The sequence below is a fragment of the Vibrio sp. 1F169 genome, from assembly GCF_041439605.1.
Taxonomy (GTDB): Bacteria; Pseudomonadota; Gammaproteobacteria; order Enterobacterales; family Vibrionaceae; genus Vibrio; species Vibrio tasmaniensis_A.
Genome location: NZ_JBGOOI010000078.1, coordinates 1 through 19,344 on the forward strand (window position 1 = coordinate 1; position 19,344 = coordinate 19,344).

The following is a 19,344-nucleotide window of genomic DNA, read 5'->3' on the forward strand; positions in this document are numbered from 1 at the left end:
CATCTGTAGGATCGTTCAACTGATCAGGAAAATGCTTAAATGATCAGTGTTAGCTATTAAAGCGACTTTTTGTTATTGCTCATAATATCAGCTACTTAGGTTGAGCATCGATACATTGGCCATTAATGTCTGTCACACTTGGGTTCATTAAGTGTAGATACAGCGGGATGATGTCTAGTGGCGTTTTTAACTTGTTCGCATCTTCACCTGGGTACGCTTTTGCACGCATGCGTGTTTGAGTACCGCCTGGGTTAATCGCATTAACACGAATATCGGTACCTTCAAGCTCATCGGCTAAGATCTGCATCATGCCTTCTGTAGCAAACTTTGAAATCGCGTAAGTGCCCCAGAACGCGCGGCCAGAGTGACCAACCGTTGAAGAGGTAAAGACAATACGACCCGCTTCCGCTTTCTTAATGACAGGCAGTAACGCTTGAGTCATTAGAAATTCAGCTTTAACGTTGATTTGCATGACGCCATCAAACGTTTCTTCATCGATTTGATCGAATGGACTTAACGTGCCAAGCACACCTGCGTTATGCAGTAGACCATCTAAACGACCGAACTGTGATTCAATGGTTTCAGCCATGTCGATGTAGTTCTGTTTTGTCGCGCCTTTTAAATCCAATGGGATAATCGCAGGCTGTGGGTAACCAGCGCTTTCGATTTCATCGTAAATCAATTCAAGGTTTTTGACATTGCGTCCTAACAGAATAACAGTTGCACCATGTTGAGCGAAACTTAGCGCGGCTTGGCGACCAATGCCAGCACCGGCACCTGTAACCAAAATTACTTTATCTTTGAGGGCATCTGTAGAGATTGGGTAATCCACTGTGCTTATCCTTCTTTCTTTTATTATGTTCGTCATTCCATTGATGTTTAATCACACAGATAACCGCAGGAATGATGAGAAATTCTTGGTAATCGTGACAAGATGGTTACAATACACTAATTCATACAATAGGGGATATGACATTGGAATTTTTGTTGGACTACGGCTTGTTTTTAGCCAAGATTGCGACCGTTGTAATCGCCATCATTGCAATTTTAGTGATAGCTAAATCTGTGGGTGGAAAATCAAGCGCAATTAAAGGTGAGCTGGAAATCACGAACCTATCTGAGCATCACAAACAAACGATTGAACAACTAGAGCACCATTTGCATGATGATGCTTTCATCAAAGCACGTGATAAAGCAGAAAAGAAAGCGGAAAAAGAAAAAGTAAAATCACGTGGCAAAGAAGTGAAGAAAGCAGCGAAAGAGGGTGAGCTTGATAGCAAGCGTGAACCACACCTATTCGTTCTTGATTTTAATGGCAGCATTGATGCGAAAGAAGTGGCTTCATTACGTGAAGAGGTAACGGCGGTTCTGGCTGTTGCTCGTGAAGGTGATGAAGTATTGCTTAAGCTTGAGTCTGGCGGTGGTATGGTTCACGGCTATGGTCTGGCGTCTTCTCAACTTGACCGTATCAAAGCGGCAGGTCTGCCTCTGACTATCTCGGTAGATAAAGTCGCAGCAAGTGGCGGTTACATGATGGCATGTATCGCAGACAAAATCGTATCTGCACCGTTTGCTATTGTTGGTTCTATTGGTGTTATCGCTCAACTGCCAAACTTCAACAAACTGCTTAAAAAGCACGACATTGAATTCGAACAGCTAACGGCAGGTGAGTACAAACGCACGCTTACTATGTTTGGTGAGAACAGTGATAAAGCACGCGAGAAGTTTAAAGAAGAGCTAGAGGAAACTCATGGTTTGTTTAAAGATTTCATCCGTGACCACCGACCTGCGCTAGATCTTGAAAAAGTAGCAACGGGTGAGCACTGGTTTGGTACACAAGCGCATGAACTTGGGCTGGTGGATGAGATTAGCACTTCTGATGATTTAGTCGTAGCGGCATGTAAGGACAAAACAGTTCTAGCGATTCACTACGTACAGAAGAAAAAGCTGTCAGACAAACTAGCGGGCGTGGCAGGTAAATCTGCAGACAGCGTGCTGATGAAGCTGATTGAACGTGGTCAAAAGCCGATTGTTTAAGCTTATTGAGTTCTAGGTTTAGTGCCTTACGTTCATTTGCAGACGTTTGAGCCTTAAAAAGAAAGCGCATAAGTCATAAGACTTATGCGCTTTTTTATTGCTCCACTTCCGAGCGGGTGACCACTATGTTGTAGGGGGAGCGGAGTTTTATACCAAGCACTGACTTACTGTGATTGATATTAAATCTTGGCTCCATAATCATTACGTTTTGGACAAGTCGTCAGAATCTCTCTATGACCCGTATCTTTGAGCTCTTCCAAAATTACATCAAAGCCCCATAAGCGATAGAGATGTTTCATCACTTCGTCGTAGCCTTTATCAAGCGGTATACGGCCGTGAGGCACATACTGCAGTGTCATCGAGCGATCACCACGAACATCGACGTTAAACACCTGAATATTCGGCTCAAGGTTACTTAGGTTGTATTGCGCCGCAAGCTTTTCACGAATCAAGCGATAGCCTGGGTCATCGTGAATAGCACTTATCTCAATGGTGTTTTTGCGGTCGTCGTCGAGCACAGAAAATAGTTTAAAGTCTCGAATGATCTTTGGTGAAAGGTATTGGCTGATAAAGCTTTCATCTTTGAAATTGTGCATGGCAAAGTGCACCGCCTCTAACCAATCACTTCCGGCTAATTCAGGGAACCATTCTTTGTCTTCATCGGTGGGTTCTTCACAGATACGTCGAATGTCTCTAAACATCGCAAAGCCAAGCGCATAAGGGTTTATTCCGCTGAAATAAGGGCTATTGTAGGCGGGTTGAGCAACCACACTGGTGTGACTGTGTAGAAACTCTAAGATGAACTTATCACTCACCAAGCCTTCGTCGTAAAGGTGGTTAAGAATGGTGTAATGCCAGAAGGTTGCCCAGCCCTCATTCATTACTTGAGTTTGTTTCTGAGGATAGAAGTATTGGCTTACCTTGCGAACAATACGAACACACTCACGTTGCCAAGGTTCAAGCAGTGGGGCGTTCTTCTCAATAAAGTACAGAATGTTTTCTTGAGGCTCACTAGGGAAACGTATCTTGGTCTCTTCTTCCTTACTTTTGTTCTGAGGAACCGTTCTCCAAAGTTCGTTCACTTGAGATTGCAGATACGCTTCACGTTCTTCTTGTCTTGCGGTTTCTTCTGCAATGGAAATCTTTTCTGGGCGTTTGTATCTGTCTACGCCGTAGTTCATGAGAGCATGACAAGAATCGAGAAGTTTCTCGACTTCAGCTACACCGTATTTTTCTTCGCAATCGGTAATGTATTTTTTCGCGAATAATAGATAGTCGATAATCGAGCTTGCATCAGTCCAGGTTTGGAACAGGTAATTACCCTTAAAGAACGAGTTATGGCCGTAACAGGCATGCGCCATTACCAACGCTTGCATCGTGACCGTGTTCTCTTCCATTAAGTAAGCGATACACGGATCTGAGTTGATCACGATTTCGTACGCTAAGCCCATTTGGCCGTGTTTGTAGTTTTGCTCTGTCTGGATGAACTTCTTACCAAAAGACCAGTGGTTGTAATTGATGGGCATACCAATGCTGGAGTAAGCATCCATCATCTGCTCAGAGGTAATCACTTCAATCTGGTTCGGGTAAGTGTCTAAACGGTAATGCTGCGCCACACGCTTAATTTCTACGTGATATTGTTCCAAGAGGTTGAACGTCCAATCTGGACCATCAGGCAGCATCTTGTCGTTTTTCTTCTGTGCAGATTTGTCTTTCTCTGCAACGTTTGATTTCGCTGTCATGGCAAACTCCCTTACGCAGTCTCTTTCTGGAACAGTTCTCTAAACACAGGAAAAATATCATCCACCGTTTTAATGTTCTTCATGGCGAAGTTATCGAAGCTAGCTTCTAGCTTCTCGTACTCGTGCCAAAGCGTTTGGTGTGAACGGCGCGTAATCTCGATGTAAGAATAATATTGGCAAGTCGGCAATAGCGTATTGACCAGCAATTCTTTACAGCGAGGCGAGTCATCAGCCCAGTTATCTCCATCAGAAGCTTGTGCTGCGTAGATATTCCACTCATTAGCAGGATAACGATCTGCGACAATTTCTTTCATTAGTTTCAGTGCACTAGAAACGATCGTGCCGCCAGTTTCTTGTGAATAGAAGAACTCATGTTCGTCAACTTCTTTAGCCTGAGTATGGTGACGAATAAACACAACATCGACGTTTTCATATGTGCGATTGAGGAATAAGTAAAGCAGTACGTAGAAGCGTTTTGCGATGTCCTTGGTAGCTTGATCCATTGAGCCAGATACATCCATTAGACAGAACATAACGGCTTGGCTAGATGGAATAGGGCGCTTCTCGTAGTTTTTAAAACGCAGGTCGAAGGTGTCAATGAACGGCACGCTTTCAATTTTTTTACGTAACTCAGCAATCTCTTCTTTCAAGCGACTCTCTTCGAAAGGTTGTGCTGGTTCTGTCATTTTTACTTGGTCAAGTTGCTCCATCAGTATGTTGAGCTCGCGCTTTTTACCTGCTGTCATCGCGGTTCTACGAGCCAGAGATTGTTGCAGTGAACGAACGATAGCGATGTTAGACGGAATCCCCGCGCTTTGGTAACCAGAACGGTGTGTTTTCCATTCAGTGATTTTGTTGACCTGATTTTTCTCTAGATTAGGCAGAGCTAAATCTTCAAAGAGAATATCAAGATATTCATCTTTTGAAATTTGGAAGGTAAATTCATCTTGGCCTTCGCCATCAGGGCTTGCGTCACCCTGGCCTGAGCCACCACCTTGACCGCCACCTTTAGGACGTTCAATTTTATCGCCCGTGATGAACTGGTCATTACCTGGGTGAACGCGTTCTCTTACGCCGCCTTGACCTTGGTGAAAGCTTGGCTCTTTGATGTCTTTATGAGGAATAGTGACGTCTTCACCGGTTTCAGTATTGGTGATTGAGCGTCGGTTGACTGCATCGGCCACAGATTCTTTGATTTGCTCTTTATGGCGTCGTAAGAAACGCTGTCTATTCACAGCACTCTTATTCTTGCCATTGAGCCTCCGATCGATAAATTGTGCCATAAGAACTCCCTCTCAGCTGATGTTGCGATCCTACTTTCTATAGGTTGTAAGAGTTATTGGTTTGTATGAGCTGCTCAGTTGAGCAGCTCAATACAGTTTGGTTATGAGGATTTACGAACTCTTAGGTACCACTCAGATAGCAGTCTCACTTGTTTCTCGGTGTAGCCTTTTTCCATCATACGAGCAACGAAGTCGTCGTGTTTTTTCTGATCATCCGTTGAGGTCTTAGCATTGAACGAAATAACAGGAAGTAGCTCTTCTGTGTTGGAGAACATTTTCTTCTCAATCACAGTGCGCAGTTTCTCGTAGCTCGTCCAAACTGGGTTTTGACCGTTATTGTTGGCTTTGGCACGAAGCACGAAGTTCACAATCTCATTTCGGAAATCTTTAGGGTTACTGATCCCTGCTGTTTTCTCGATTTTCTCTAGTTCACCATTCAGAGAAGCACGGTCAAATAGCTGTCCTGTTTCTGGATCGCGGTACTCTTGGTCTTGAATCCAGAAGTCCGCGTAGGTGACATAGCGGTCGAAGATATTCTGTCCGTACTCAGAGTAAGACTCTAGGTAAGCGGTTTGAATTTCTTTACCAATGAATTCTACGTAACGCGGTACTAGGTATCCTTTCAAGAACTCAAGATACTTCTCAGCGGTCTCTTGAGGGAACTGCTCACGTTCAATTTGCTGTTCAATCACGTAGAACAAGTGAACCGGGTTTGCCGCCACTTCGGCTTGGTCGAAGTTAAATACACGAGACAGGATCTTAAAGGCGAAACGCGTTGATAGCCCAGACATGCCTTCGTCAACGCCGGCATAATCTCGGTACTCTTGGTAGCTCTTCGCTTTTGGATCGGTGTCTTTTAGAGTCTCACCATCGTAAACACGCATTTTTGAGAACAGAGAAGAGTTTTCAGGTTCTTTCAGTCTCGATAGGATGCTGAATTGCGATAGCAGATCGAGTGTGCTTGGCGAACAAGGGGCTTTGGATAGCTCACTGTGCTCAAGCAGTTTTTGGTAGATCTTAACTTCTTCAGAGACGCGCAGACAGTAAGGGACTTTTACAATGTACACACGGTCGAGGAAGGCTTCGTTGTTTTTGTTGTTACGGAAGGTCTGCCACTCGGATTCGTTTGAGTGAGCTAGAATCATACCGTCAAATGGCAGTGCAGAAAGTCCTTCAGTACCGTTGAAGTTACCTTCTTGTGTTGCCGTTAGGAGTGGGTGCAAGACTTTGATTGGCGCCTTGAACATCTCTACGAATTCCATCACACCTTGGTTTGCTTTACACAGTGCACCAGAGTAACTGTAGGCATCAGGGTCATCTTGAGAAAAGTGCTCAAGTTTACGAATATCGACTTTACCTACAAGTGAAGAGATATCTTGGTTGTTTTCATCACCAGGTTCTGTCTTCGCGATCGCAACTTGGTCGAGAATCGAAGGGCGTAGTTTGATGACTTTGAATCTAGAGATATCACCACCGAAATCATGGAGGCGTTTCGCTGCCCAAGGAGACATGATAGAGCGTATGTAACGTTTCTCTATTCCGTACTCTTGTTTCAAAAGGTCGCCATCTTCGTTTACGTCGAATAGACAGAAGGGGTGATCATTCACAGGGCTTCGTTCACCATCTGCAGACAGCACATAGATTGGTAGCTTTTGCATCAGTGCTTTGAGTTTTTCAGCAAGGGAAGATTTACCACCGCCCACAGGGCCAAGCAGGTAAAGGATTTGCTTCCGTTCTTCTAAGCCTTGTGCAGCGTGTTTTAGGTAAGAAACAATCTGTTCAATCGCATCTTCCATGCCGTAGAAATCTTTAAATTCGCTGTAGCGTGAGATGACACGGTTCGAGAAAATACGACTTAGATGGGGGTCTTGAGCGGTGTCTATAACCTCCGGTTCGCCGATGGCCAGTAGTAAGCGCTCAGCAGCGTTAGCGTAAGCACTTTTATCGTCTTTACACAGCCCTAAGAACTCTTGCAATGTGAGCTCTTCTTCCTTGGCTGCTTCATAACGTGATTGATAGTGGTCAAAAATACTCATAGTCACATTCCCCTTGTTAACCAGTCAAAACTGATGAGCGATTGAAAAATAGGCTCTCCCTACATTTTAAGGTTAGACCCGCTTGCACAATTTTGCTTAACAATTATGTATTTATTTACAATTTTGCGTGTGAAAAACCTAGCGAGCGCAATAGGCAACTTGAGGCGTGTAGAATCCAATTATTTTACATTCGAGGGGATCTAGCCGTTTGTTTTGTGATTTTAGGTCGCTTAATAATACTCACACTGGATTTATGTGTATTAGATGTATAACTGAGCTCTATTGATTTACTGGAATGAAGTACCATATAATGCGCGGCGTTATCAAAAATTGCTCAATAAATAGGTAGATGTAGTGAAGAATTATGGGTTAAAAATAGTGGCTATCAGTGTTGCGTTACTGGCTTCGACAGCAACACATGCAAAAATCTCGCAGTGGTCACTGGGCGTTGCCGCCTCTTATTCTCCGGCTGTCTATAAAGATACACCGTCAAACCGCGCTGTGATTCCTATGATTGGCTATGAAGGTGAGCACTTTTTCATGCGTGGATTCAGTGTGGGTTATCGCTTACTTCCTGCGGGCTCACCACAGAATATCGTGTTTCGAGCGGTTTATGATTCGAGGACATTGAAGCCGGGTGATTCTGATAACGTTGATATCCAGAAGTTAGATGAGCGTAAAGCATCAGTATTAGGTGGCATTAGCTACCAAGTGATCACCTTGGTCGGGATGTTTGAAGCGACAGCGGGCTCAGGCTTAGGGTTTAGGCATAATGGTATCTATGCGGAAGCCGCATGGCGTTTGCCGATTCGTCGCAATGGGTGGGCGATTACACCCTCTATTGGTTATGCTTATAACAGTGAGCGCCTGAATAACCACCTGTACGGGGTGAGTTCAGCAGAAGCGTCGAGAACTAATTTGAACGAGTTCGATGCAGACTGGGATGGTCAGTACTTTATTGGTTTAGGTGGTTACTTGCATGTGACGCCAAATATCCGAGTCACTGGTGGCGTTCGTTATACCAACCTTGAAGGTGATATTGAGAACAGCCCAATACTTGAAAGTGGCATCAACATGGCCGCAAACGTCGGTGTTGCCTACGTCTTCTAGTTGCTTTGGTTTCTCTCTCTAAATGCGGACATTAACAAAGGGTTACTCATGATGAGTAACCCTTTTTTGAAATTTTATAAGCCCACTTAAAGCTAATCTTCTAAGCACTAAGCACTAAGCACTAAGCACTAAGCACTAAAAATTTGAGATAGCTCTGTCGCACATAGGTGGTACTGACGAGGGCAGTTACGCCATGTTGTTAGCATGCGACGGTACTTTTCTAACATTGGCATTTGGCTATTGAAGTGGTGATCTGCTTTGTCAAATTGAGGGTAAAGTCCTTCAGAATCAACAAGGAAACGCACGTAATGTACGATTTGTGCTTCAGAAGCGATATCGAAACCTAGGAATTGTAGACGACGTTGGTCGACTTCCGCACGCTCTTGATCTGCAAGCATTTTATTCGACTCTTGCATCGCATGGTACATCTCCATAATGTCGATAATTTCGCGACATTCTGCTTCAGTTAAACAACCAAATTCTTTGTTAAGCTCACGCATTTGGAGTTCGTAACCACGTTCTACAATCGTTTGTAGACGCTGGTATTTAGCTGAGTTCTCAGGATCCATTTGAGACATTAGGTAGTATTGATTTGATAGAATTAGACGCTGAGCATTGGTCATTTCCATGGGAGGAACCTCACTAAAAAACTAAATGTTATATTATTTTGTTGCAGTAAGAGTAACAGCATTCCTAAGAGTGGAAACATGATCTCAACACGGATTTAATATGATTTTTTGAATTGATAAACAAAAGTTGTAAAGAAAAGTGAAAGGATTGTTTTAACCAAAAAAGAAAACGCCCCAATCGAAATTGAGGCGTTTGAAATCACTATTAACGTAAGTCTAAGTTAGTATTTTACGTTTGAATGGTATTGACTGAGGATAGCAACAATCTCGTCCATTTTTTCTTTGCTTGGCGGATTTGTACCTTCAAGAGGGTAGTCGTGACCCAATGCTTCCCACTTATGAGCACCTAGCTTGTGGTATGGAAGCAGTTCTACTTTTTCGATGTTATCCATGTCCTTAATGAATTCACCCAGAAGATGCGCATCTTCTGGCGTATCTGTGTAGCCAGGAACAATCACATAACGAATCCACGTCTTCTTACCTATTTTGTGTAGGTAGCGTGCAAAATCCAGAGTACGTCGGTTTGATACACCAATGAAATCGTGGTGAATTTCATCTCGCATATGTTTAAGATCCAGCATTACCAGATCAGAGGCTTCTAGTACTTCATCGACCACTTCAGTGTGTTTACGAATATAGCCATTAGTATCAAGACAAGTGTGGATGCCTTCAGCTTGAGCCGCGCGGAAAAAATCACGAACAAACTCAGGTTGTAGCATCGCTTCGCCACCTGAACAGGTGATACCACCGCCAGAGGCTTTCATGAAATGACGGTATGATTTTGCTTCGTTAATGATCTCTTCGACCGTTACTTCCTTTCCGTCATGAAGATCCCATGTATCGCGATTATGGCAGTACATACAACGCATTAAGCAGCCTTGAAGAAACACAATAAAGCGGATACCAGGGCCATCGACAGTACCACAAGATTCGAATGAGTGAATGCGACCAGTTGTAGACATGAGCTATTCTCGTATAGGAATTTATACCGTTTATTTTATTACAAAAACGGTACATAAAATAGGGTCAAATGGTAACTAGGTCTTTAAAAATAAAGGCAATCACCTGTGAAGATGATTGCCTTTATTTAACTTGAAAAGCAGGCGGTGAAAGCCTTTTCTATGGCTAGAAGAAAGCAAACATAGTGATGCCACCAGTACCGTACACTGACTTTGTTGCTTCTTGGTAATCGGGTGTTTTTGCGGTAAGTGCGAAAGATGCACCAACGTATTGGTTATACCAAGCAACACCAAGTATCGCTGTCGCTTGAATGTTCTCTAAAGTGACATCGTAGATCGCAGGATCTTTGTCATTTTTCTTTGCATAATCATTAACACCGGAACGATCCCCTTCGACAGTCAGGTCATTAAATCGGTAACGCCCTTCAAGACCTGCGTAAGTAAACCAACCTGTATTTGAAGCACCTATCATGCCTGCTTTGAATGGGTTTTCTGTGCTGATGTTCGCTGCGCCAAAGTTGCCGCCCAAGTCAGTACCCCAACGGAACATAAACCCAGTAGAAATGTCGCTTCTAAAATTACCAACGTTGATCTCTGATACGTTAGATATCTCGAAGTCAGTATTCGCTAATGCTTGATTACGCATTAGGTTGAAATGACTTAAGTAACCAAGGCTACCTGCGTACTCATCATCAACTTGATACTTCCAACCCATAGGTTCGTCTGATTTAGTGATTGAGTGAACCAGTTTTTGAGCGTCTTCGGAAAGTGCTCGCTCGCCTGTAGTACCAAACGTGATGTTAAAACGCTGGGCTTGTTGTGGGTTCAAGCTGATGTAGTTGAATTCTGTATGTAGGTAACCTGCGTATGGACGATCATTGGCTGATGGTTTTTCTAATTCAATGTCAGAAGGCGTGTACATCTTGTGACCAATGGTGATTTCCCACTTATCTAAAGAGCTTGCGCCCCAATAGGAAAGGCTCAATGGTTTTACCCAAGCGTATGGCGTAATACTTGACGATGTGTAACCCAGAAATAAACCGTTGGTATAGTCTTGATCGACACCAAAGATACCATCGTTGTCTAACGCAAAAGTTAACGTAGAGCGTTCAGATGCCAGTGATGAACAAGAGAGGAGAATCAGTGGTAAATAACGAAGGAATTTCATGTAGCGGTTACTCTAAAATGATGAACAGAAATAGTACCGTAGTTTGAGTCGGTTTGTAGAAAAAAAGTGAATGCGAGTGTGCTTTTTGTGGCCAATCTAATCTTTCTTGGGGGAGGGGTATTGATGAGATTTAGAGTAGATATAAAAAAGCCCCGCACATTGGCGAGGCTAATAGTTTTTACTGTCTATTGAGCGTGAGCTTATAGAGACTCAGTAAATGTACGTGCGATTACGTCAGCTTGCTGCTCTGTAGTCAGAGAGTTAAAGCGTACAGCGTAACCAGAAACACGAATCGTTAGCTGAGGGTATTTCTCAGGGTGCTTAACTGCGTCTTCTAGAGTTTCACGGTTAAGAACGTTCACGTTAAGGTGTTGACCACCTTCAATGCCAGCTTCGTGGTGGAAGTAACCATCCATTAGGCCTGCAAGGTTAGCACGTTGGCTATCTTCTTCTTTACCTAGTGCGTTTGGCACGATAGAGAAAGTGTAAGAGATACCATCTTGAGCATCAGCAAACGGTAGTTTACCTACAGACGTTAGTGAAGCTACAGCGCCTTTCTCATCACGACCGTGCATTGGGTTTGCACCAGGAGCGAAAGGAGCGCCAGCACGACGACCGTCTGGAGTGTTACCTGTTTTCTTACCGTATACCACGTTAGACGTGATAGTAAGAACTGACTGTGTAGGGATTGAATCACGGTAAGTCTTAAGCTTACGGATCTTGTTCATGAACGTAGAAACTAGTTCACAAGCGATATCATCTACACGAGAGTCGTTGTTACCGTATTTAGGGTAATCGCCTTCGATTTCGAAGTCAGTTGCAATGCCATCTTCGTCGCGGATTGGTTTAACAGTCGCGAATTTGATTGCAGACAGTGAGTCAGCAGCAACAGACAGACCAGCGATACCACAAGCCATAGTACGACGAACGTCACGGTCATGAAGAGCCATTAGAGACGCTTCGTAGCTGTACTTGTCGTGCATGAAGTGAATGCTGTTTAGAGCTGTCACGTATTGCTTAGCTAACCAATCCATGAATGTGTCTAGGCGATCCATTACGTCATCGTAGTTAAGTACTTCGTCAGTGATCTTGTCTCCAACTGGGCCAACTTGCATTTTAAGCTTCTCATCAACGCCGCCGTTGATTGCGTAAAGCATAGTTTTTGCAAGGTTAGCACGAGCGCCGAAGAACTGCATTTGCTTACCAACGATCATTGGTGATACACAACAAGCGATTGCGTAATCATCAGAACCAAGGTCAGGACGCATTAGGTCATCATTTTCGTACTGGATAGAAGAAGTATCGATAGATACCTTCGCACAGAAACGCTTGAAGCCGTCAGGTAGTTGCTCAGACCAAAGAACAGTGATGTTTGGCTCTGGAGAAGGACCCATAGTGTATAGAGAGTTAAGGAAACGGAAGTTCGAACGCGTTACTAGCGTACGACCATCAACACCCATACCACCCATAGACTCTGTAGCCCAGATTGGGTCGCCAGAGAATAGCTCATCGTACTCAGGAGTACGTAGGAAACGAACCATACGCAGCTTCATTACGAAGTGGTCGATCATCTCTTGTGCTTGGTCTTCTGTGATTTTGCCAGCAGCGATATCACGCTCGATGTAGATGTCTAGGAAAGTCGAAGTACGACCTAGAGACATTGCAGCACCGTTTTGAGATTTAACCGCAGCTAGGTAGCCGAAGTAAGTCCACTGAATAGCTTCTTGAGCAGTTTGAGCTGGCTCAGAGATATCGAAACCGTATTTCTCAGCCATTTGCTTGATTTGACCTAGAGCACGATGTTGCTCAGAGATCTCTTCACGCAATTGCATTGTAGCAGCAAGATCTTCGCCGTTCTCGAAACGCTCTTGTAGAGAAGCGAATTGAGCAGCTTTGTCTTTCATTAGGAAGTTGATACCGTAAAGTGCAACACGACGGTAGTCACCAATGATACGACCACGGCCGTAAGCATCAGGAAGACCAGTCAGAACACCAGACTTACGACATTTTAGGATATCAGGAGTGTAGATATCGAAAACGCCAGCATTGTGTGTTTTGCGGTATTCTGAGTAGATTTTTGAAACCATTGGGTCAAGAGTTTCACCGTATGCTTTACAAGAACCTTCAACCATACGTACACCACCGTTAGGGATGATTGCACGTTTTAGTGGCTTCTCAGTTTGTAGACCAACGATAGTCTCAAGATCTTTCTCAATGTAACCTGCATCGTGAGCAGTAATGGTAGAGATAACAGAAGTATCGAAATCTACAGGTGCTTTAGTTGCGTTTTCCTGTTTGATACCTTCCATTACCGAAGACCAAAGCTTGTTAGTTGCTTCAGTACCCTCAGAAACTAGGAAAGACTCGTCGCCTTCATATGGCGTGTAGTTCTTTTGAATGAAATCACGAACGTTTACTTCGCTTTGCCACTCACCTGCAGCAAAATCTTCCCAAGCTTTAGCAAATTGCTCTGCCATGACATACCTACCTTTTTAGTAGAAAAAATACGTACATTAACACTGTTGAGCCAGCGCCCCTCGTAAGGGTAGTACACTCTTATTAATAACAATATATATGAGCATATGAGCGTCATATGGTTATATATATTGTCACTACCTTTTATATGTTGTCTTTACTCTATGTATTCAAGACTACGCTAAAAAATTTCTGTAAACCTTAAACTAAATCAATAAATGCCAAAAAAAGTTGAAAAAATTTGAGTGGCAGGGGTTGCCACCCAAACTTTTTTTTAATCCCGATACTACTTTTGTGTAGTAATGAGCATTATAGCCAAGCTTTTAGGCCATATTGACTTTCTAGCATACCAACTGCAAGCATTGCTACTAAACAGATAACTAAAACGCCAACTGGGATTACAATCTTGTCTACAAATGATAGACGCTTCGCACGCTCTTTATCACCAATTAGACCGTTGTTATCAAGAAGCATAGTCAGAGCCCATGCTAATACAGGGTTAACAACCGCTGAACCGAAGATACAGATACCAGCTGCTTGAGAATCCTTTGAATCCTTAACCATTTGCATACCCGCTTCAAGTAGAGGTAGAGATACACCTACAAGTAGCGCAACACGCATCACTGGTGGCCATACTGCAACGTCCATTGGGAAACCAAGAATCGCAACAATAATACATAGAGAACCAAGCAAGATTGCGCCGCCAGGAATTGGACGTTTCGCGATTGCTGCTGGGATCATGTAAGTACCCCAAGAAGAAGTGATGTTACCACCACCAACCGCTGTACCTACCATTTGACGCACAGAACACATAGTCATAGTGTCATCAACGTCCATCAGAACTTTTTCAGACTTTTTAGGGTAGTTTAGTTCTTGGAAGATACGGTGACCTAGGAAATCTGGTGACCACATCGCTACCGCTAGGATTGCAAATGGTAGAGAAGCGATGAAGTGTTCAACGTTTGGCAAGCCAAGCATCCAACCTTCAGAAGTCGAACCCCACCAGTAAACTGGGTTTAGGTTTGGGATACCCATTTCAGTTTCGAATACGATATCGAAACCAGCGCCCAATGCTAATGCAATAGCAAGGCCTGTGAATGCACAAACTGGGATAGCTAACCAACGCTTGTTCACTTTTGCTAAGAAAGCATAGATAGCAATAGTAATAGCAAGAACGATTAAACCAACGTAACCCATGCTACCCGCTTCAACAGTAGAAGATTGAAGACCAACCGCCCATGCTTGAATCGAGTTAATTTGGCTCATGGTACCCGTTAGGCCTAAGAAAATGAGCAAGCCACCAGCGGTACCTTCCGAAGTCAGGTTAACCAGCTTGGAGCCGCCTTTTAGGAAACTTAGGATTAGACCGAAGACACCGATAAGGATAGCCAATGCAAGAGGGTGAGCACCAGCGAGAGCGATGGTACCAATAAGAGGAATCATTGGGCCGTGGTTACCGGCAAGGTTTGCTTTCGGGTTGAAGAAACCAGAAGCAAGGATACAGAACAGCAGTGCAGGAATCAGCATTTCTACACGAGCAACTTCAATCGCGAAGTCTTTACCTAGGTTTACGTGATCCCAAGCTTGAGTTAGGCCATCAGCCCAAGACATCATTACTGCAGAGTACATCGCGATGATACCGATGGTACCAGCAAGTGCAGGAACAAGATCTTCAAGTTCAAAACGGAAATCACGGCCTGGAAGGTTTAGGCCAAAACGACGAGGCTTCATGATTTGAAGTTCGTGATCTAAGTAATCTGAGCGGCTCTCAAATTCAGAAGCAGGGCGGTGTAGCTCTTTATAGCTTTTCTCTTCTACTTCAGAGTTCGCATTATTCACAACGTCTGACATAGATTCCTCATATTTTTATGTTAGTAATTATAAAATTTCGCGTAATTGCGTTATTTCTTAGTTATAACTTATTAATATTATGTTGCACGGATTTGATGTGCTTTATGCAGCTAAGTTAAAAGAAATGTTTGGCATTTTTAATGCCTTATTCTTTGCTGCTGAGTCTAACAAGCTTACCCTTTAGGGTGATTGATCTTGATCACTTTATGAGTTTATGTGAAAGAAAGCTACAAAACGAAGCGATTCATTAACGTACCGTTGATGAATTGTGTAATTAGTTTTCACAAATTGACGTTAGCTATCTTCTTCATGTCTTGCTCTATATAGCATCAGCCGGATACCTCTTACTTACTGAGTGGTTTCACTATTAGTAGCTGGTCTCTTAGTTGCCTATGAAGTTTTAACCACTCAACGACCTTCAAATAACGTTCTCGTATAGTGAGTTTGGTGTACTACTGTGGGTGTTAGATTTTGTCGGAAGCGCCGTTTTTAAGTTCACAAAACGTGTTTTTCTTGTGAGGTATCAAGCTACGAGAATCTCATTTTGATTAACTTTATTTAAACAATGTCAGAGTCGCAATTACAGCTTGTTGATACATTTCATTCAGTAAATTGAGACTAAAACGCTATTCATTGCATAATAAGTCAGAGTTAATCGCTATTTATTCTCAATTATTAGGTTAATAATTTGTTGCATGTTGTTTCGTGTGGTGCTAGTTTGTATCGCATGAAAAGGTCGGAGTACCTTGCATTTTCACAAACTTGGGAGAGAAAGCGCATGAAAGATGTACCAGCGCTGGACATAAAGGATTTACACAAAACGTTTGGTCAAAATGAAGTTTTAAAGGGAATTTCACTTTCTGCGCATAAAGGCGATGTAGTATCGATTATCGGATCTTCAGGGTCGGGTAAAAGTACTTTCCTTAGATGTATCAACCTTTTAGAGACACCTACTGCTGGCGAGATTTGGGTTAATGGTGAATTAATTCAAATGAAAAATAACCGCCAAGGTGTTTCTGTTCCTGCCAATGAAAAACAAGTACAGCGAATCCGTTCTCGCTTAGCAATGGTTTTTCAGGGTTTCAACCTGTGGTCTCATCTGACCGTTCTCGAAAATGTTATCGAAGCGCCTGTTCACGTCTTAGGTGTACCTAAAGCACAAGCGATTGAAAATGCTGAGCTGCTACTGAAGAAAGTAGGGCTATATGAACGCAAAGATTACTACCCGGGTCATTTATCTGGCGGACAGCAACAGCGTGCGGCGATTGCAAGAGCGTTAGCGGTTGATCCTGAAGTAATGCTATTTGATGAACCAACATCGGCACTTGATCCTGAGTTAGTAGGGGAAGTACTTGGTGTAATGCGCGATCTAGCAGAAGAAGGAAGAACCATGCTTGTGGTAACACATGAAATGGCTTTTGCTCGTGACGTATCAAATCATGTGATGTTCTTACATCAAGGCTTGGTGGAAGAACAGGGCAATCCAGCTAAACTGTTTACTGAGCCTGAATCTGAGCGATTACAACAATTTATCTCATCGATTTACTAATCAGAATTGAAATGCTGTTGCTAAGGTAAATGGCGACAGTGTCAACAATGAAACACAACAAGTAAGTTAATAAGTAACAACAAACACAATATTAAAATTAGCAAAACATAAAAACCTAAATCACAGGAGTAGGGATATGAAAAAGTGGTTATTAGTCGCGGCACTTGCTGCAACTGCTGCAACGGGCGTAGCTCAAGCAAAAGAATGGAAAACAGTACGTTTCGGTATTGAAGGTGCTTACCCTCCATTTAGCTGGACAGAAGCTGACGGTTCGCTGAAAGGCTTCGATGTCGATATGGCTAACGCGCTTTGTACTGAAATGCAGGTGAAGTGTAAGATCGTTGCACAAGATTGGGATGGTATTATTCCTTCTCTGCTTGCTCGTAAATATGATGCGATCATTGCGGCAATGTCTATCACGGAAGAGCGCAAGAAAAAGATCGATTTCACAGGTAAATACGCACTTATCCCAAACAAGTTCATCGCTAAAAAAGGTGCAGGCCTTAACTTTGATGATCTAAGTGGTCAAAAAATTGCCGTTCAACGTGCAACAACTCACGACAAGTACCTAACAGATAACTACGGCGACACAGTAGAAATCGTTCGTTACGGTTCATTTGACGAAGCTTACCTTGATCTAGCTAACGGTCGTGTTGCTGCTGTACTGGGTGATGCATCTGCTCTAGAAGAAGGTGTACTAAACAAAGCGGGTGGTGAAGACTACGAGTTTGTTGGTCCATCACTAACTGATCCTAAATGGTTCGGTGAAGGTTTTGGTATTGCTCTACGTAAGCAAGACAAAGATCTGACTAAGCAATTAGATGCTGCAATCCTTTCACTACGTGAAAAAGGCATCTACCAAGATATCGCTGCTAAATACTTCAACTACGACGTATACGGTAAGTAATCTCTAGCGTCACTTCTTAAGGGAGAGGCTCACCTCTCCCTGTCTTACCAACTTTTTCGCAGTTCTGTTGGAATTCATTATGTTTGATTTACAAGGATATGAAGCGTCGATCCTGAAAGGGGCGGTGCTTACAATCGAAGTTGCCTTACTGTCGCTAATTTTAGCTATGGTTCTTGGTATGCTAGGTGCCTTAGCTAAACTCGCGCCTTATCGCTGGGCTCGTGCTATTGCAACCCTCTACACAACCGTTATTCGAGGTATACCCGATCTCGTATTGATGATGCTGATTTTCTTTGGTGGACAAATCCTTTTAAACAACAGTTTGTATTCCATCAATGAGTGGCTCAATGAATGGTTCACGTCGAGTGACCCTAACCACGAGTGGACCGCTTACCTACCTGATTATATTGATGTCAGCCCATTTATTGCTGGCGTCTTAACCATTGGCTTCATCTTCGGCGCGTACATGGCAGAAACCTTCCGTGGTGCGATAATGGCTGTCGACAGCGGTGAGATGGAAGCGGCAAAGGCCTATGGAATGGGCCCTGTCTTAGCGTTCCGTCGTATTCTATTACCGCAAATGATTCGTCACGCACTGCCGGGGTTTGGTAATAACTGGTTGGTTTTACTAAAAACTACCGCGCTGGTTTCTATTATTGGCCTTGAAGACATGGTACGTGTTAGCGCTCTGGCGGCGGGTTCAACCAAAATGCCATTTACCTTCTATATGACGGTAGCAATCATCTTCTTATTCTTCACCAGTGTTTCGACGGGCTTACTTAAGTTGGTTGAACGTAAATTCAGTATCCACGCGAGGTAGTTATGGACTTTTCATTGATAATTGAAAGCCTGCCGATTTACCTTGGTGGTTTGTGGACAACGGCTTGGATGGTTTGTGTCGCTTTGATTGTTGGCTTATTCGTAGCCATACCATTAGCTATCGCTCGTAACAGTCCAAATATGATGATTAATGCACCAGCTTGGTCGTTCATTTATTTCTTCCGTGGTACGCCGTTATTGGTGCAGTTGTACCTGATTTACTACGGTATGGACCAATTCTTCCCAGTAAAAGATACACTATGGGAAAACGCGTGGTTCTGTGCTTTAGTTGCGTTTATTCTAAACACATCAGCATATACTGCAGAGATCATTCGTGGTGCTATTAATGGCTTACCGAAAGGTGAAGTTGAAGCAGCAAAGGCGTATGGTATGAGCACACCCAAGACATACCGCCGCATCATTTTACCAAGTGCTCTACGTCGTGCATTACCGGCTTACAGTAACGAAGTTATCTTTATGCTTCATGGTTCAGCGGTAGCAGGTATCGTAACCATTATGGATTTAACGGGTGCTGCACGTTTGGTCAACTCTCGCTACTACGCTCCATTCGAGTCTTTCCTAACGGCAGGTCTATTCTACATGGCGCTAACGTTTATTATCATTGCGATTTTCAAATTCGCAGAGAAGCGTTTCCTTGCTTACCTAAGGCCGTTAAGTTAACTCTACGATACAGATTTTCTTAGATAAACGGCGCTCTTGTAGCGCTAATGCCGTTCACTTAAGAGTGAACGGCATTTTTGTTCTTAGCATACCGTTGT

The 19,344-nt window shown here is 43.3% G+C and carries 15 protein-coding genes; 6 read left to right on the forward strand and 9 right to left on the reverse strand.

Translation table 11 applies throughout. The annotated features are described in order from the left end of the window. Positions 1-91: 91 nt before the first annotated feature. Entirely contained in the window at positions 92-832 is a 741-nt protein-coding gene (locus ACED53_RS19980) for a YciK family oxidoreductase (RefSeq protein ID WP_029225624.1), read from the reverse strand. A 143-nt stretch (positions 833-975) separates the two neighbouring features. On the opposite strand from ACED53_RS19980, the gene sohB reads away from it, so the two are divergent. Beyond that, complete coding sequence (sohB, locus tag ACED53_RS19985) at positions 976-2,037, forward strand: protease SohB (protein ID WP_009849001.1); 1,062 nt, start codon at positions 976-978, stop codon at positions 2,035-2,037. A 179-nt stretch (positions 2,038-2,216) separates the two neighbouring features. Here the strand turns inward: sohB and ACED53_RS19990 are convergent, their stop codons facing one another. The 3 genes from ACED53_RS19990 to ACED53_RS20000 all read right to left on the reverse strand — a co-directional run bounded on the left by ACED53_RS19990 (position 2,217) and on the right by ACED53_RS20000 (position 7,098). Further along, positions 2,217-3,779, reverse strand: coding sequence for a SpoVR family protein (locus tag ACED53_RS19990; protein WP_017102060.1), 1,563 nt, complete (start codon positions 3,777-3,779; stop codon positions 2,217-2,219). Between the two features lie 11 nt (positions 3,780-3,790). Beyond that, on the reverse strand, positions 3,791-5,062 hold the full coding sequence (locus tag ACED53_RS19995; RefSeq protein ID WP_017102061.1) for a YeaH/YhbH family protein: 1,272 nt from the start codon (positions 5,060-5,062) through the stop codon (positions 3,791-3,793). Between the two features lie 101 nt (positions 5,063-5,163). Next, on the reverse strand, positions 5,164-7,098 hold the full coding sequence (locus tag ACED53_RS20000) for a PrkA family serine protein kinase (protein ID WP_004736581.1): 1,935 nt from the start codon (positions 7,096-7,098) through the stop codon (positions 5,164-5,166). 354 nt (positions 7,099-7,452) lie between these two features. Between ACED53_RS20000 and ACED53_RS20005 the strand changes: the two genes are divergently transcribed. Then, positions 7,453-8,208: a MipA/OmpV family protein gene (locus tag ACED53_RS20005; RefSeq protein ID WP_017102062.1), complete on the forward strand. Its 756-nt coding sequence runs from the start codon at positions 7,453-7,455 to the stop codon at positions 8,206-8,208. Positions 8,209-8,336: 128 nt separating this feature from the next. Here the strand turns inward: ACED53_RS20005 and ACED53_RS20010 are convergent, their stop codons facing one another. The 5 genes from ACED53_RS20010 to ACED53_RS20030 all read right to left on the reverse strand — a co-directional run bounded on the left by ACED53_RS20010 (position 8,337) and on the right by ACED53_RS20030 (position 15,290). Continuing rightward, complete coding sequence (locus tag ACED53_RS20010) at positions 8,337-8,837, reverse strand: YfbU family protein (RefSeq protein WP_009846313.1); 501 nt, start codon at positions 8,835-8,837, stop codon at positions 8,337-8,339. A gap of 221 nt (positions 8,838-9,058) precedes the next feature. Next, the gene (gene pflA / locus ACED53_RS20015) at positions 9,059-9,799 is read right to left on the reverse strand and encodes a pyruvate formate lyase 1-activating protein (protein WP_009846312.1); all 741 of its coding nucleotides are present in this window, start codon (positions 9,797-9,799) and stop codon (positions 9,059-9,061) included. 163 nt (positions 9,800-9,962) lie between these two features. Further along, positions 9,963-10,964 (reverse strand): lipid A deacylase LpxR family protein, encoded by a 1,002-nt coding sequence (locus ACED53_RS20020; RefSeq protein ID WP_017102064.1) that lies wholly within the window; start codon positions 10,962-10,964, stop codon positions 9,963-9,965. A gap of 200 nt (positions 10,965-11,164) precedes the next feature. Beyond that, on the reverse strand, positions 11,165-13,441 hold the full coding sequence (pflB, locus tag ACED53_RS20025) for a formate C-acetyltransferase (protein ID WP_017102065.1): 2,277 nt from the start codon (positions 13,439-13,441) through the stop codon (positions 11,165-11,167). Between the two features lie 307 nt (positions 13,442-13,748). Beyond that, on the reverse strand, positions 13,749-15,290 hold the full coding sequence (locus ACED53_RS20030; protein ID WP_009846317.1) for a DUF3360 family protein: 1,542 nt from the start codon (positions 15,288-15,290) through the stop codon (positions 13,749-13,751). Between the two features lie 778 nt (positions 15,291-16,068). On the opposite strand from ACED53_RS20030, the gene ACED53_RS20035 reads away from it, so the two are divergent. The 4 genes from ACED53_RS20035 to ACED53_RS20050 all read left to right on the forward strand — a co-directional run bounded on the left by ACED53_RS20035 (position 16,069) and on the right by ACED53_RS20050 (position 19,246). Further along, positions 16,069-16,839 (forward strand): ABC transporter ATP-binding protein, encoded by a 771-nt coding sequence (locus ACED53_RS20035; RefSeq protein WP_017102066.1) that lies wholly within the window; start codon positions 16,069-16,071, stop codon positions 16,837-16,839. A 136-nt stretch (positions 16,840-16,975) separates the two neighbouring features. Continuing rightward, positions 16,976-17,746: an ABC transporter substrate-binding protein gene (locus tag ACED53_RS20040; RefSeq protein ID WP_009846319.1), complete on the forward strand. Its 771-nt coding sequence runs from the start codon at positions 16,976-16,978 to the stop codon at positions 17,744-17,746. A gap of 79 nt (positions 17,747-17,825) precedes the next feature. Continuing rightward, the gene (locus tag ACED53_RS20045) at positions 17,826-18,566 is read left to right on the forward strand and encodes an ABC transporter permease (protein ID WP_012603591.1); all 741 of its coding nucleotides are present in this window, start codon (positions 17,826-17,828) and stop codon (positions 18,564-18,566) included. A gap of 2 nt (positions 18,567-18,568) precedes the next feature. Next, positions 18,569-19,246: an ABC transporter permease gene (locus tag ACED53_RS20050; protein ID WP_009846321.1), complete on the forward strand. Its 678-nt coding sequence runs from the start codon at positions 18,569-18,571 to the stop codon at positions 19,244-19,246. The last annotated feature ends 98 nt before the right edge of the window (positions 19,247-19,344 follow it).

Bases quoted from the DNA above. Each gene is read 5' to 3' on its own strand.
- ACED53_RS20020 (WP_017102064.1), bottom strand. From the start codon at position 10,964: ATGAAATTCCTTCGTTATTTACCACTGATTCTCCTCTCTTGTTCATCA.
- pflB (WP_017102065.1), bottom strand. From the start codon at position 13,441: ATGGCAGAGCAATTTGCTAAAGCTTGGGAAGATTTTGCTGCAGGTGAG.
- ACED53_RS19990 (WP_017102060.1), bottom strand. From the start codon at position 3,779: ATGACAGCGAAATCAAACGTTGCAGAGAAAGACAAATCTGCACAGAAG.
- ACED53_RS20040 (WP_009846319.1), top strand. From the start codon at position 16,976: ATGAAAAAGTGGTTATTAGTCGCGGCACTTGCTGCAACTGCTGCAACG.
- ACED53_RS20000 (WP_004736581.1), bottom strand. From the start codon at position 7,098: ATGAGTATTTTTGACCACTATCAATCACGTTATGAAGCAGCCAAGGAA.
- pflA (WP_009846312.1), bottom strand. From the start codon at position 9,799: ATGTCTACAACTGGTCGCATTCACTCATTCGAATCTTGTGGTACTGTC.
- ACED53_RS20045 (WP_012603591.1), top strand. From the start codon at position 17,826: ATGTTTGATTTACAAGGATATGAAGCGTCGATCCTGAAAGGGGCGGTG.
- ACED53_RS20035 (WP_017102066.1), top strand. From the start codon at position 16,069: ATGAAAGATGTACCAGCGCTGGACATAAAGGATTTACACAAAACGTTT.
- ACED53_RS20030 (WP_009846317.1), bottom strand. From the start codon at position 15,290: ATGTCAGACGTTGTGAATAATGCGAACTCTGAAGTAGAAGAGAAAAGC.
- ACED53_RS20010 (WP_009846313.1), bottom strand. From the start codon at position 8,837: ATGGAAATGACCAATGCTCAGCGTCTAATTCTATCAAATCAATACTAC.
- ACED53_RS19995 (WP_017102061.1), bottom strand. From the start codon at position 5,062: ATGGCACAATTTATCGATCGGAGGCTCAATGGCAAGAATAAGAGTGCT.
- ACED53_RS20050 (WP_009846321.1), top strand. From the start codon at position 18,569: ATGGACTTTTCATTGATAATTGAAAGCCTGCCGATTTACCTTGGTGGT.